We start from the raw sequence: 13734 nt of genomic DNA on the forward strand, positions 1-13734 counted from the left end.
CGCCGCCAGCGCGCCGCCCGCCGCCGCCGCGCCCAAGGCCCAGGCCGCCGCGCCGCTGGCCGGCGCCGATCCGGCCGCGGCCAAGACGTCCGGCTGAGGCGGGCATGCGGCTGGGGGCCTTTCTGAGATCGAGCGTCGCGGCGATCTGCATCCTCGGGGTCGCCGCCCCTTCGGTGTCGATGTCCGCCGCGCCGCGTCACGCCGCCAAACCCTCCGCCGCCCAACCCTCCACCGCCAAGCCCGCCGCTTCGCGCGCGCTCGTGCTCCGGGTCGCCCAGGCGCCGGACTTCACGCGGCTGGAATTTCCCGGCTCGCGAGGCATGCAGGCCCGCCGTGAAGGCGAGGCTTTGGTCCTGCGCTTCCCGCGCGACGCCAATCCCAACCTGACGCCCCTGACGGTGGGCCCGCCGCGCTGGGTGAAGACCGCCCAGGCGCGCCATGTCGGCGGCGTGGTCGAGATCGTCGTCAGCCTGGCCGACGACGCCGACTTCCGGGCCGGAAACGCCGACGGCGACGACTTCGTCAACCTGTTCGCCCGCGCGCCGGCCGCCGCCGCCGCGCCATCGGCCGACGTCGCCCTGGTGGCGCCGCGCCGGCCCAATCCGACGCCCGCCAGCGGCGTCGTGCCGGTGAAGTTCTCCAAGGCCGGCGGCCAGGCGCAACTGAGTTTCGACTGGGCCGCGCCGGCCGGGGCCGCCGTGTTCCGCCGGGGCGAGGCCGTCTGGGTGGTGTTCGACGCGCCGGCCCGGCTGGACATCGGCAGGTTGCCGTCCAGCACCGCGCAGTACCGCAACATTCAGGTCTTCAAGGGCCCGGACTACGCCGCCCTGCGGATCGTCACGCCACAGGGCGAGCCCTTCTACGCCGACGGCGTCGGGGCCAACTGGACGATCGCGCTGGGCGCGGGGATCCAGGACTCGCCCGACCTCGTCCGCGTGGCGCGCGACGACGTCGCCAGCCCCGCGACCCTCACGGCCAATGTGGCGGGCGCGACCAAGGTGCTGTGGGTGGCCGACCCCGCGGTCGGCGACCGCCTGGCCGTCGCCGCCGCCCTGGCCCCGTCCAAGGGCCTGCCGTCGCGCCGCGACTATGTCGAGATGGCCCTGCTGCAGTCGGCCACCGGCCTGGCGGTGGAAAGCTATTCCGGCGACCTGCAGGTGACCGCCGACGGCGACATCGTCCGCATCGGCCGTCCCAAGGGCCTGCTGCTGTCCTCGGCGGCCAGCGGCCAGCCGGGCGACGGCATGGTCGGCGCGCCCCAGGCCATGGCCATGCCGGCCCTGATCGATCCGGAGCACTGGGCCAAGACCGGGTCGGGCGGCTTCCTGGCCCGCTACAACGCCCTGCTGGGCGCGATCCCGGCGGCCAGCGACGGCGCGGGCAAGGGCGACGACACCGCCGCCCGTATGGCCCTGGCCCGTTTCCTGGTCGGCTCCGGCCTGTCCTATGAGGCGATCGGCGTGCTCAACGCCGCTGGCCGCGCCCACCAGACCCTGATGGGCGACGCCGAGTTCCGCGGCCTGCGCGGCGTGGCCAAGGTGCTGGCCCGCCGCTATGCCGAGGCCGAGACCGACTTCGCCTCGCCGGTCCTGGCCGACGACCCGTCGGCCGCCCTGTGGCGCGGCTATGTCGCCTCCAAGACCGGCCAGTGGGTCGACGCCAACGCCCGGTTCGTCGACGGCGCGCGGGCCCTGAACATGTTCCCGGCCGTGTGGCAGGCCCGCTTCCTGGGCGCCCAGGCCGAGGCCTCGGTCGGCGGCGGCGCGCCCGACACCGCCATCGGCCTGGTCAACCAGGCGCTGAAGCTGCCCAACATCCCGGTCGAGGACCAGCTGGAGCTGCGCCTGACCCTGGCCAAGGCCTTCGAGGCCAAGGGCGATTCGCGGGCCCTGCCGGTGTTCCAGGCCATCGCCCGTTCCGGTATCGACCGCCTCGCGTCCCCGGCCACCCTGCACGCCATCCAGCTGCGCCTGGCCAGGAACCAGATCAACGCCGACGTCGCCGCCAAGGGCCTGGACCAGCTGCGTTTCCGCTGGCGCGGCGATGCGACCGAGCTGGAGACCATCCGCGCCCTGGGCCAGCTGCAGATCAAGCAGGGCCGCTATCGCGAGGCGCTGGAAGTGCTGCACTCGGCCGGCAACAACCTGCCCGACCTGCCGCAGGCCATCGCCCTGCGCAACGACCTCAACACCGCCTTCCGCGCCCTGTTCCTCGACGGCCTGGCCGACGGCATGCAGCCGATCCAGGCGGTGGGCCTGTTCTACGATTTCCAGGACCTGACCCCGATCGGCGCTGACGGCGACCAGATGGTCCGCAACCTGGTGCGCCGCCTGGTCGACGTCGACCTGCTGGACGAGGCCGCCAAGCTGCTGAAATACCAGGTCGACAACCGCCTGAACGGCGTGCCCAAGGCCCAGGTGGCCACCGACCTGGCCTGGATCTACCTGATGGACCGCAAGCCCGAGAGCGCGCTGGACTCCATCAACAACACCCGCACCACCGTGCTGCCGCCGGCCCTCAACGCCGAGCGCCGCCTGGCCACGTCCCGCGCCCTGATGGGCCTGGGCCGCTACGACGCGGCGCTGGAAGTCATCGAGAGCGACAAGGGCCGCGACGCCGAGGACATCCGCGCCGACGTCGCCTGGAAGCAGCACGCCTGGCCCCAGGCCGGCCTGATGTACGAGCGCGCCCTGGGCGACCGGTGGAAGACGCCGGGGACCCTGAACGCCGGCGAGGAGGCCAAGCTGCTGCGGGCCGGCGTCGCCTTCAGCCTGGCCGACGACGACGCGGCCCTGGGTCGCCTGCGCCAGCGCTATGGCGGCTTCATCGAGGGCGCGCGCAATCCCGACGGCCTGCGCGTCGCCCTGGCCGGAGCCGATCCCGCCAGCCTGTCCAGCGACGACTTCAGCCGGGTCACCGCCGACAACGAGGCCTTCAACGGCTGGGTCGCCAGGATGAAGGACCGCTTCCGGGCCCAGGCCAGCGGCTAGCTGGCCAGCGCGTCCCGGGTTTTCTTCGGCAGCCGCGCGATCACCTTGAGGAACGCCGCGGCGGTGGCGTCGGGCCGCCGACGGCCCTGTTCCCAGCCCTTCAGGGTCGGCAGGGGAATCTTGTAGGCGCGCGAGAACTCCTGTTGGGACATGTTCAGCTGTTCCCGCAGGAACCGCACGTCCGGCGCCTCCACGAGGTGTTCACGCGCGCCGGGAGCGGTCCCGCTGGCATGGTCCAGCGCTTCGCCCAGGCTGGCGATCAGGTCCTCTCCGAACGTCATGTTCATCATATCCTCCCTGGTGGTGGATGGCGCCGTTCGAGGGCTCCGCATCGCCGGGAACTATACGTCAATGACGCCCCATCGGCAAGAAAAGGCGGGGCTAGCCGCGCTCGACCGCCAGGCTCTCCATCACATAGTGCGCGTAGAGGAAGTCGCGGATCACGGCGATCTCGCCGTCTCGCCAATCCAGCACCACCACATAGCGGACGGCGGCCGTCGGGTCGGCCGGATCGCTGACCAGCAGGGCGGGGCGGCCCTCGGCCAGGCCGGGCTCGAACCGCCAGCCCGACGTGGCGTCGTAGCGGGTGAAGTAGACCGAGACGTCCTTGCGGCCGTCCAGACGGGTGCGGTTGGCCAGGTCCAGCCGGACGTCCTCGCTGAGCAGGGCGCGCAGGGCGTCGAAGTCGCGGGCGTTGAAGCGGTCGGCATAGGCCCGCAGGCGTTCACGCTCGGCGGGATCGAGCCGGGGAGGGGCCTCTTCCGGCGTCCCGGCCAGGTCCTTCAGCCGCACCCGGCCGCGATGCAGGGCCGCCTTGGTGGCCGCCAGGGTGAAGTCGAGAAGCTCGGCGGTCTCGTCCAGCGAATGGCCCAGCACGTCGACCAGCGCCACGCAGGACCGTTGGGCCACCGGCAGGCGCAGCAGCACGGCCAGGCTGGCGGTCGCCGCCACCCGGGCGTCGGTCGCGGCGGCGAGGTCGGCGACGTCGCCCAGGTCGTCGTCGGCGCGGAGCACGGCGTGGCGCTTGCGGTGGCGCAGGGCGTCGAGGGCGGTGTTGTGGGCGATGCGAAACAGCCAGCGGTCGGGACGCTCGATCGCGCCGGTCCCGGGATAGGCTGCGACCGCCTTGGCCAGGGCGTCCTGAACCACGTCCTCGCCGTCGAACGCCGAGCCGACCATCCGCGCGCAGTAGCGGTGCAGGCTGGGGCGCAGGTCGCCCATCAGCCGGCTGAACGCCTCGGGGTCCAAGCTGCCGTCCGCCATGTCGTTTCCCTTCCGGTCGCCGCCGTCGAAAGAACGGCCCGCCTACATGACGTCGGGCGGCGGGCGAAGGATTCGCGGCGGCCCTGAATTTTCGTCGCCGAATCCTTCGCGCCGCGCCGGGCGTCTTGATCTGCGAGGGCCGCATTTCCGCGCGCCGCTCGACGAGGAACAAGACCATGCAAAGGGTGACACTGGTGCGCTACACGGCCAAGCCGGATCGGGCCGACGAGAACGAGGCGCTGTCGCTGGCGGTGTTCAACGAGCTGAAGATCACACGGCCCGACCACGTGGCCTACGCGCTGTTTCGCGACGGCGTCGACTTCGTCCACCTGTTCGTCAACACCCGCGACGACGATTCCAGCGCCCTGACCGAGCTGCCCACCTTCAAGGCCTATGCGAAGGACGTGGCGGCGCGCAGCGAGGCCCCGCCGGAGCCGATGCGGTTGACCCTGAATCTGCTGGCCTCCTACGGCCTGTAGGGGCCGGACCTTTCGACAAATACCGGTTCCAAGCGGTCGCCGTTCCCTCGGCGGCCGCTTTCATGTTGCCCTTGGGGAAACTTTCGCCCTGGAAAAGCGATTGGTCTTATGGCCCTGGCCGCGCAAACCCCCTAGTTAAGCGCCGCGTGCGCGGTCCTGTCGGGGCGTCGACGGGCCCCGCTTGCATTGCTCGAACGGGCGTGGCATGACAACGTTGTCATAGGGTGGAAACATTGACCAAAGAGACAAACACCGATCAAGCCGGTCGAGAAGTGCTGGTCCTGCTGGGTGGCGCGGGCGACCTGGCCCTGCGCATGTTGCTGCCGTCGCTGTATTTTCTCGAGGTCGACCGCCTGCTGCCGCACGATCTGCGGATCATCGGCCTGGCGCGCCACGACCATGACCGCGAGAGCTATCGCAAGCTGGTCCGCGAACAGCTGGGCAAGCGCGCCACCGTCGAGGACGGCGCCTGGAACCGCCTGGCCGCGCGCCTCGACTACCTCGCCGTCGACATCACCAAGGAAGACGGCGCCAAGGCGCTGGCCGAGAAGATCGGGCCCCATGGCGACCTGGTGATCTATTTCGCCCTGTCGCCCAGCCTCTACGGCTCGGTCTGCCAGGCCCTGCAAGCGGCCGAGCTGACGGGCCCGAAGGCGCGCCTGGTGCTGGAGAAGCCGATCGGCCGCGACCTGGAGAGCTCGCACGTCATCAACGGCGCCGTGGGCGCGGTGGTCGACGAGAGCCAGATCTTCCGCATCGACCACTATCTGGGCAAGGAGACGGTCCAGAACCTGACCGCCCTGCGCTTCGCCAACGTGCTGTTCGAGCCCCTGTGGGACAACAAGCACATCGACCACGTGCAGATCACCATCGCCGAGACCGAGAAGGTCGGCGACCGCTGGCCCTATTACGACGAGTACGGCGCCCTGCGCGACATGCTGCAGAACCACCTGCTGCAGCTGCTGTGCCTGGTCGCCATGGAGGCGCCGTCGGGCTTCGACCCGGACGCCGTTCGCGACGAGAAGGTCAAGGTGCTGCGGTCCCTGCGGCCTTTCACCAAGGCCAATGTCACCCACGACACCGTGCGCGGCCAGTATGTGGGCGGCGTGGTCGAGGGCACGGCCCGCGAGGGCTATCTGGAAGAGGTCGGCAAGCCCAGCAAGACCGAGACCTTCGTGGCCATGAAGGTCGACATCGACAACTGGCGCTGGGCCGGCGTGCCGTTCTTCCTGCGCACCGGCAAGAACCTGCCCGACCGCCGCACCCAGATCGTCGTGCAGTTCAAGCCCGTGCCGCACAACATCTTCGGCGCCGCCGCCCAGGGCGAGACCACGGCCAATCGCCTGGTCATCGACCTGCAGCCCGACGAGGACATCTCGCTGACCGTGATGACCAAGCGTCCGGGGCTGTCGGAAGAGGGCATGCGCCTGCAATCTCTGCCGCTGTCGCTGAACATGGCCGCGCCGGGCGGCCGTCGGCGGATCGCCTACGAGAAGTTGCTGCTGGACGTGTTCCGCGGTGACCGCACCCTGTTCGTGCGGCGTGACGAGGTCGAGCAGGCCTGGAAGTTCGTCGACGGCCTCGCGGCGGCCTGGGCCCAGGCCGGGGCCGAGCCGGCGCCCTACGCCGCCGGCACCTGGGGACCGCAGGGCGCCGCCGCCCTGATCTCCCCGCAAGGCCGGGCCTGGAACGAATAGGCGTGACCGTGATGACCCTCCCCAAGATCGAAGCCTTCCCGTCGCGCGAGGCGCTGTTCGACGCCGCCGCCTCGGTGCTGGTCTCGGCCCTCAACGACGCGGTGGCCAAGCGCGGCCAGGCCGGGTTCGCCGCCACCGGCGGCACGACCCCGGCCCCGGTCTATGACCGCCTGGCCACCCTGACCGCGCCCTGGGACAAGATCACGGTCACCCTGACCGACGAGCGCTGCGTGCCACCGTTGGATCCGGGCAGCAACGAGGGTCTGGTCCGTCGCCACCTGCTGGTCGACAAGGCCGCCAGGGCCGGCTTCGCGCCGCTCTATTTCGACGGCGCCGGCCAGCAGGAGGCGGCCGACCGGGCGCAGGCGGGCGTGGCCGAGGTCCTGCCGTTCGGCGTCGTGCTGCTGGGCGTGGGGCCCGACGGTCACTTCGCCTCGCTGTTTCCGGGCAGCCCGGTTCTGGAGGCGGGGCTCGATCCCAAGACCGAGCGGACGGTGATCGCCGTCCCGGCCGGTTCGCCCGCGCCGGACCTGCCCCGGATCAGCCTGACCTTCCAGGCGTTGATCCAGTCGTCGCTGATCGTCCTGCTGGTCACCGGCGACGCCAAGAGGACCTTGCTTGAGGGGCCGGTCGATCCCAGCCTGCCCATCGCGGCGATTCTGAACCAGGACCGCGCCCCGGTCCGTATTCTGTGGGCGGAGTAGTCGCATGGCCTTGAATCCTGTCATCGCTGAAGTCACGGCCCGGATCATCGCGCGCAGCCGCGACAGCCGCGCCGCCTACCTGGCCAATCTCGACGCCGCCGCCGCCGCCCAGCCGGGCCGCGCCAAGCTTAGCTGCGCCAACTGGGCCCACGCCTTCGCCGCCTCGCCGGGCGTCGACAAGGTCCGCGCCCTCGACCCGAACGCTCCCAACCTGGGCATCGTCTCGGCCTATAACGACATGCTGTCGGCCCACCAGCCGCTGGAAGAGTACCCGGCGCTGATCAAGGACGCCGCGCGCGAGGTCGGGGCCACCGCCCAGTTCGCCGGCGGCGTGCCGGCCATGTGCGACGGCGTCACCCAGGGCCGTCCGGGCATGGAGCTGTCGCTGTTCTCGCGCGACGTCATCGCCATGGCCACCGGCATCGCCCTGACCCACGACGCCTTCGACGGCGCGCTGTATCTGGGCGTCTGCGACAAGATCGTCCCGGGCCTGATGATCGGCGCCCTGGCCTTCAGCCACCTGCCGGCGATGTTCGTGCCGGCCGGGCCGATGACCTCGGGCCTGCCCAATTCCGAGAAGGCCCGCATCCGCGCCCTCTACGCCGAGGGCAAGGTCGGCCGCGAGGAACTGCTGGCCGCCGAGAGCGCCTCCTACCACGGCCCCGGCACCTGCACCTTCTACGGCACGGCCAACACCAACCAGATGTTGATGGAGCTGATGGGCCTGCACCTGCCGGGCTCGGCCTTCGTGCATCCCAACACCCCGCTGCGCACGGCGCTGGTCAAGGAAGCCGCCAAGCGCGTCGCGGCCATCACCCACAAGGGCGACGACTGGATTCCGGTCGGCCGGGTGATCGACGAGAAGGCCGTGGTCAACGGCGTGGTCGGCCTGATGGCCACCGGCGGCTCGACCAACCTGGCCCTGCACATCGTGGCCATGGCCCATGCGGCGGGCGTCATCCTGACCCTCGAGGACATGGACGACATCTCCAAGGCCACGCCGCTGCTGGCCAAGGTCTATCCGAACGGCTCGGCCGACGTGAACCACTTCCACGCCGCCGGCGGCATCCACTTCGTGGTTCGCGAACTGCTGAAGGCCGGCCTGGCCCACGAGGACGTGCTGACCGTGGCCGGCCCCGGCCTGTCGCGCTACACCCAGGAACCGATCCTGATCGACGGCGAACTGGTCTGGCGCGACGGGGCCGAGGACTCGCTGGACCTCGCCGTCCTGCGTCCGGTCTCCGACCCGTTCAGCCCCGAGGGCGGCCTGCGCCTGCTGACCGGCAACCTCGGGCGCGGCGTGATCAAGGTCTCGGCCGTGAAGCCCGAGCACCAGGTGATCACCGCCCCGGCCGCCGTGTTCCAGGAACAGGAAGACTTCATCGCCGCCTTCAAGCGCGGCGAGCTGGACCGCGACGTGGTGGTGGTGGTGCGCTTCCAGGGCCCGTCGGCCAACGGCATGCCCGAGCTGCACAACCTGTCGCCGTCGATCTCGGTGCTGCTGGACCGCGGCTTCAAGGTGGCCCTGGTCACCGACGGCCGGATGTCGGGCGCTTCGGGCAAGACCCCGGCGGCCATCCACCTGACGCCGGAAGCGGCCAAGGGCGGCGCCCTGGCCTATGTCCAGGACGGCGACGTCATTTCACTCAACGCCCACACGGGCGAACTGAAAATCCTGGTGGACGAGGCGACCTTGCGCGCCCGCACGCCGGCGAAAGTCCCGGCGTCCAAGCCGGGCTATGGGCGGGAACTCTTCGGCCTGTTGCGTTCGGGGGTCGGCGCGTCCGACCACGGCGCTTCCGTGCTGTTTGCTTAGGAAGAGACGGATATGAGCGGCTTGAACTCCATCGGACTTGGCCTGGTCGGCGACATTGGCGGCACCAACGCGCGGTTCGCCCTGGTCGATTTCGACGGCGTCGATCCCCAGCTGATCGAGCCGACCTCGTACAAGGGCGAGGACTACGGCACGGCCGAGGACGCCATCGAGCACTACCTGGCCAAGATGGGCCTCAAGCACGCCGAGCACGCGGTGGTGGCGGTGGCCGGGCCGATCGAGCACGGCACGGTGCACTTCACCAACAGCGACTGGAAGCTGTCCGAGGACAGCCTGCGCCGGACCGGCGGCTTCCGCTCGGCCAAGCTGATCAACGACTTCACCGCCCAGGCCCTGGCCGCCCCGCGCCTGGCGCCCAAGGACCTGCGCCAGATCGGCCCGTTGCCGACCTCGGGCGAGGGCGACCTGGCGATCCTCGGCCCCGGCACCGGCTTCGGCGCGGCCGGCATGGTGCGCCGGCACGGCGTCGAGACGCCGCTGACCACCGAGGGCGGACACATCGCCTTCGCGCCCACCGACGACACCGAGATCGAGATCCTCCGCGTGCTGATCAAGCGCTTCGGCCGCTGCTCGATCGAGCGCCTGCTGTCGGGCCCCGGCATGGAGGACCTGCACGTCATCCTCGGCGCGGTCGAGGGCCGCCAGGTCGAGGAACTGACCGCCAAGCAGATCACCGAGCACGGCGTGGCCGGCGACAGCTGCTGCAAGGCCACCATCGACCGCTTCTGCGGCATCCTCGGTTCCTCGGCCGGCGACCTGGCCCTGGCGCTGGGCGCGCGGGGCGGGGTGTTCATCGCCGGCGGCATCGCGCCGCGCATCGTCGACCTGCTGGACCAGGGGCCGTTCCGCGCCCGGTTCGAGGCCAAGGGCCGGCTCGGCGACTACACCAAGGCGATCCCCACCCACGTGGTGATGAACCCGCACACCGCCCTGATCGGCGCGGCCGTGGCGATGACCCCGGACGGCCGCGCGGCGATTTCGTAGGCGGTGCGTCGGCGCGACGCTAGTTCGCCGCCTTCAGTCTGGCGGCGCGCCCGGTCAGAATTCGGTTGCACTGCGTGGCGTCCAGAGCCGTGTCGGTCGCCAGGTCGCGTCCGCGCTGGCGGCGGGAGTCAAAGAACTCCCGAGCCTTATCCTCCACCGCCAGGCTGAACCGATTGGGTTTGTAGAGCTCGACCAGATAGCCGTCGGCCTGGGTTCGGGTCAGGTGAGCCTCACACAAGCCCACCGCCTCGGCGACCTCGCCTCCGGTCCGAATGAAGGGTGTTTGCCAACTGGCGTGGCCCACGAGAATCAGCAGGCTGTCGGCGTACTGCCTGGAATAGGTTTCGGCCTCGTGCGCGGGTTCCGGAACGAGGATGGAGCCCACTGGATCGGCGGCGATCCGATGGCAGCGCTGGGCGTGTTCCGAGGCAAAGGCGGTGAACTTGGGAACCGCGGCCTGGACGTCGGCGTCTTCCTCCGCCGACAGGCCTTCGGTGGCGCTCTCAAGCTCGGCCTTCAATGTTTGGGTGTGCGCGTTCATGGCCGCGAGAGCGTAGTTTGAGCTGACCTCGCCGCTGATTCCGTAACGCCCGCCTTCAGACTTCACCGCGGTATTGTAGCGGTCGAAATCCTGGGTAGTTTCGTAGCCCATGGTCTTGCAGAAGACCGCTTCCGAGACGAAACCGCCCAGTTCGTTAAGTCGCTTCAGTCCGCCCGGCGAAGGCTGGGCCTGCGCGTGCAGCGGTGTCAGACCGGCGATCGCCAAGCTGGCGAACGCCGCCAGAACGGTTTTTCCAAGCATCCATGCCCCCGAAGCCAGCGCGACGGCGCTAAGCGATGACTTGAATAGCGGCTCCATCTTCGGCTGCAAGGTCTGATGTTCACCCGCCTCGGTTTTGTGCAGGTAGGGGCTCGCCTTGACAAGGCTGTCATGGCTTATTGCGTGGCTTGTCGATTTTCCGACGCTTCGCGAGGCCGGTCTTGAGTTCCAAGGTTACGATCCATGAGGTCGCCCGCATGTCGGGTGTTTCGATCAAGACCGTGTCGCGGGTGCTGAACCGCGAACCCAACGTCAAGATCGACACCCGAACGCGGGTGCAGGAGGCCGTGGCCGCCCTGAACTACCGGCCCAACATCTCGGCCCGCAGCCTGGCGGGCTCGAAGGCCTATCTGATCGGCGTGTTCTTCGACAACCCCAGCCCCGCCTATGTCACCGACGTGCAGCTGGGCGCGATCGCCCGTTGCCGCGAGGAGGGCTACCACCTGATCGTCGAGCCGATCGATTCCGAGGGCGACGTCGCCGCCCAGATCGAGCCGATGCTCTCGACCCTGCGCATGGACGGCGTGATCCTGACCCCGCCGGTCTGCGACAATCCCACGGTGCTGGCGGTGCTCGAGGCCGAAGGCGTGCCCTATGTGCGCCTGTCGCCCGACCAGGACCTCGACCGCTCGGCCCATGTGCGCATGGACGACGTGCGGGCCGCCTACGAGATGACCGCCCACCTGATCGCGCTGGGCCATACCGACATCGGCTTCATCAAGGGCCACCCCGACCACGGCGCCTCGCACCTGCGCTACGAGGGCTATGTGCAGGCGATGACCGAGCATGGCCATGCGGTGCGCGAGAGCCATGTCGAGCAGGGCTACTTCTCGTTCCGCTCCGGCTTCGAGGCGGCCGAACGGCTGCTGGCGGGCGACGATCGGCCCACGGCGGTCTTCGCGTCCAACGACGACATGGCCCTGGGCGTGATGGCCGTGGCCAACCGCCTGCGCCTCAACGTGCCCGAGACCCTGTCCGTGGCCGGCTTCGACGACACGCCCGGCGCCAAGGTGGTCTGGCCGCAGCTGACCACCGTGCGCCAGCCGATCCAGGCCATGGCCGCCGCCGCCGCCGACCTGCTGCTGGGCGGCGCGACGCGGGTCGAGGGCGAGGCTCCGCCGTCGCGCCTGCTCGACTTCGAACTGGTGGTCCGCGAGTCGACGGGACCGGCGCGTTAGCGCCAGGTCGAGGGGGCGGGGCTACCCCCGCGCTCGCCAGGAAGTGTCATCGTTTTTGAATAATCCATTCGAGGATGGAAAGGCTTCGAGGTTGACGCTAAGTCAGCGGTGGCGAATCCGGACCCGGGACGCTAGACAACGTTGTCAGGTGCGAAATTCGAAAATGATGATCGCCCAAGCCAAATCTTTCCCGCTCTGCGGCATTTCTTTCCGCATTGCAGCATTTTTCAGCCTCTCCGGAGCAGGTTCATGATCCGCGCGCGCCGCTCCCGCATTGTCGCCACCATCGGCCCGGCCAGCAGTTCGCATGAGATGATCGTGAAACTGGCCAGGGCCGGGGCCGACGTCTTCCGCCTGAACTTCAGCCACGGCAGCCACGACAACCATGCCGCCTCCTACAAGGCCATCCGCGACGCCGAGGCGGTGGTGGGCCGGCCGCTGGGCATCCTGGCCGACCTGCAAGGCCCCAAGCTGCGCGTGGGCAAGTTCGCCGACGGCCCGGTGACGCTGAAGGCCGGCCAGGCGTTCCGCTTCGACAGCGATCCGACCCCGGGCGACGAGACCCGCGTGCATCTTCCGCACCCGGAGATTCTGGTGGCCATGCGCCCGGGCGCGACCCTGTTGCTGGACGACGGCAAGCTGCGGATGACCGTCACCGACGCCGGTCCGGGCTACGCCAACACCAAGGTCGTCAACGGCGGCAAGCTGTCGGAGCGCAAGGGCGTGGCGGTGCCCGATGTGGTCATCCCGATGTCGCCCCTGACGCCGAAGGACCGCGAGGACCTGGCCTTCGCCCTGCGCCTGGGCGTCGACTGGATCGCCCTGTCGTTCGTGCAGGCCCCCGAGGACATGGCCGAGTTGCGCCGCATCGTCGAAGGCCGCGCCGCCGTGCTGGCCAAGATCGAGAAGCCCCAGGCCCTGGAATGCCTGGGCGCGATCATGGACCTCTGCGACGGGGTGATGGTGGCCCGCGGCGACCTGGGCGTCGAGATGGCTCCCGAAGAGGTGCCGGTGGCCCAGAAGGTCATTTTGCGCGCCGCCCGCGAACGCGGCATCCCGGTGATCGTCGCCACCCAGATGCTGGAATCGATGACCAGCTCGCCCACCCCGACCCGGGCCGAGGCCTCCGACGTCGCCAACGCCGTCTATGAGGGCGCCGACGCGGTGATGTTGTCGGCCGAGAGCGCGGCCGGCGAGTATCCCGAAGAGTCCGTGGCGATGATGAGCCGCATCATCGAGCGGGTGGAGCGCGACCCGCGCTGGCCCGAGCTGATGCAGGCCGAACAGCCGCACGACGACGAGGACGCCGACGTCCTGGTGGTCGCCGCCGCCCAGGCCGCCAAGGCCGGCTCGACCAAGTGCCTGGTGGCCTTCACCACCACCGGCGCCACCGCCCGCCGCCTGGCGCGCGAGCGGCCCCTGCAGCCGGTGCTGGCCCTGTCGCCGCAGATCGACGCCGTGCGCCGCCTGTGCCTGGTCTGGGGCGTGGAGGCCCGGGTCTCGGCCCAGCCCGACAGCCTGGAGGTCGTCACCACCGACGCCGTCGCCAAGGCGGTGGAGCTGAAGCTGGTCGGCCCGGGCGAGCGCGTGCTGATCGTCGCCGGCACCCCGTTCGGCGCCCCGGGCGCGGCCAACCTGCTGCGGCTGGCGCACGCGCCGTTCCCGACGCGGAAGCGGTAGAAACAATAGAGCTTTTCCCTCCCCCTTGTGGGGAGGGGGACCAGCGAAGCTGGTGGGTGGGGCTTCACCGCCGCAATAGCGCTCTGCACCGATCCCCCCCCCCCC

At 70.1% G+C, this 13734-nt stretch carries 11 protein-coding genes; 8 read left to right on the plus strand and 3 right to left on the minus strand.

The genetic code is table 11. The features are described 5' to 3' along the window. Positions 1–104: 104 nt before the first annotated feature. Positions 105–2990: a tetratricopeptide repeat protein gene (locus tag PMI01_RS21885; protein WP_007674377.1), complete on the plus strand. Its 2886-nt coding sequence runs from the start codon at positions 105–107 to the stop codon at positions 2988–2990. On the opposite strand, the gene PMI01_RS21890 is transcribed toward PMI01_RS21885, so the two are convergent. Beyond that, on the minus strand, positions 2987–3271 hold the full coding sequence (locus tag PMI01_RS21890) for a helix-turn-helix domain-containing protein (protein ID WP_202948109.1): 285 nt from the start codon (positions 3269–3271) through the stop codon (positions 2987–2989). The two genes, PMI01_RS21885 and PMI01_RS21890, sit on opposite strands and share 4 nt — an antisense overlap. 100 nt (positions 3272–3371) lie before the next feature. Next, on the minus strand, positions 3372–4253 hold the full coding sequence (locus PMI01_RS21895) for a sigma-70 family RNA polymerase sigma factor (RefSeq protein ID WP_007674380.1): 882 nt from the start codon (positions 4251–4253) through the stop codon (positions 3372–3374). Between the two features lie 176 nt (positions 4254–4429). Between PMI01_RS21895 and PMI01_RS21900 the strand changes: the two genes are divergently transcribed. The 5 genes from PMI01_RS21900 to glk all read left to right on the plus strand — a co-directional run bounded on the left by PMI01_RS21900 (position 4430) and on the right by glk (position 9951). Then, positions 4430–4732: a hypothetical protein gene (locus PMI01_RS21900; RefSeq protein WP_007674382.1), complete on the plus strand. Its 303-nt coding sequence runs from the start codon at positions 4430–4432 to the stop codon at positions 4730–4732. Positions 4733–4965: 233 nt separating this feature from the next. Further along, positions 4966–6429 carry a glucose-6-phosphate dehydrogenase gene (zwf, locus tag PMI01_RS21905; RefSeq protein ID WP_007674384.1) on the plus strand — a complete coding sequence of 488 codons (1464 nt, stop codon included), beginning with the start codon at positions 4966–4968 and terminating at the stop codon, positions 6427–6429. Between the two features lie 11 nt (positions 6430–6440). Next, positions 6441–7133, plus strand: a complete 693-nt coding sequence (pgl, locus tag PMI01_RS21910; protein ID WP_007674386.1) for a 6-phosphogluconolactonase — start codon at positions 6441–6443, stop codon at positions 7131–7133. A gap of 4 nt (positions 7134–7137) precedes the next feature. Further along, complete coding sequence (edd, locus tag PMI01_RS21915) at positions 7138–8949, plus strand: phosphogluconate dehydratase (RefSeq protein ID WP_007674389.1); 1812 nt, start codon at positions 7138–7140, stop codon at positions 8947–8949. 12 nt (positions 8950–8961) lie between these two features. Further along, positions 8962–9951, plus strand: coding sequence for a glucokinase (gene glk, locus PMI01_RS21920; RefSeq protein ID WP_007674390.1), 990 nt, complete (start codon positions 8962–8964; stop codon positions 9949–9951). Between the two features lie 19 nt (positions 9952–9970). On the opposite strand, the gene PMI01_RS21925 is transcribed toward glk, so the two are convergent. Continuing rightward, positions 9971–10822: a hypothetical protein gene (locus PMI01_RS21925; protein WP_157223837.1), complete on the minus strand. Its 852-nt coding sequence runs from the start codon at positions 10820–10822 to the stop codon at positions 9971–9973. Between the two features lie 110 nt (positions 10823–10932). Here PMI01_RS21925 and PMI01_RS21930 point away from each other — a divergent pair, with 110 nt between their 5' ends. Continuing rightward, on the plus strand, positions 10933–11949 hold the full coding sequence (locus PMI01_RS21930; protein ID WP_007674392.1) for a LacI family DNA-binding transcriptional regulator: 1017 nt from the start codon (positions 10933–10935) through the stop codon (positions 11947–11949). A gap of 249 nt (positions 11950–12198) precedes the next feature. After that, positions 12199–13629: a pyruvate kinase gene (gene pyk, locus PMI01_RS21935; RefSeq protein ID WP_007674393.1), complete on the plus strand. Its 1431-nt coding sequence runs from the start codon at positions 12199–12201 to the stop codon at positions 13627–13629. Positions 13630–13734: the final 105 nt, after the last annotated feature.

Source organism: Caulobacter sp. AP07, assembly GCF_000281955.1.
GTDB lineage: Bacteria > Pseudomonadota > Alphaproteobacteria > Caulobacterales > Caulobacteraceae > Caulobacter.

What these genes read in the sequence shown, in the direction of transcription:
- pyk (WP_007674393.1), top strand. Translation starts at nt 12,199, where the DNA reads ATGATCCGCGCGCGCCGCTCCCGCATTGTCGCCACCATCGGCCCGGCC.
- pgl (WP_007674386.1), top strand. Translation starts at nt 6,441, where the DNA reads ATGACCCTCCCCAAGATCGAAGCCTTCCCGTCGCGCGAGGCGCTGTTC.
- glk (WP_007674390.1), top strand. Translation starts at nt 8,962, where the DNA reads ATGAGCGGCTTGAACTCCATCGGACTTGGCCTGGTCGGCGACATTGGC.
- PMI01_RS21890 (WP_202948109.1), bottom strand. Translation starts at nt 3,271, where the DNA reads ATGACGTTCGGAGAGGACCTGATCGCCAGCCTGGGCGAAGCGCTGGAC.
- PMI01_RS21885 (WP_007674377.1), top strand. Translation starts at nt 105, where the DNA reads ATGCGGCTGGGGGCCTTTCTGAGATCGAGCGTCGCGGCGATCTGCATC.
- PMI01_RS21900 (WP_007674382.1), top strand. Translation starts at nt 4,430, where the DNA reads ATGCAAAGGGTGACACTGGTGCGCTACACGGCCAAGCCGGATCGGGCC.
- PMI01_RS21895 (WP_007674380.1), bottom strand. Translation starts at nt 4,253, where the DNA reads ATGGCGGACGGCAGCTTGGACCCCGAGGCGTTCAGCCGGCTGATGGGC.
- edd (WP_007674389.1), top strand. Translation starts at nt 7,138, where the DNA reads ATGGCCTTGAATCCTGTCATCGCTGAAGTCACGGCCCGGATCATCGCG.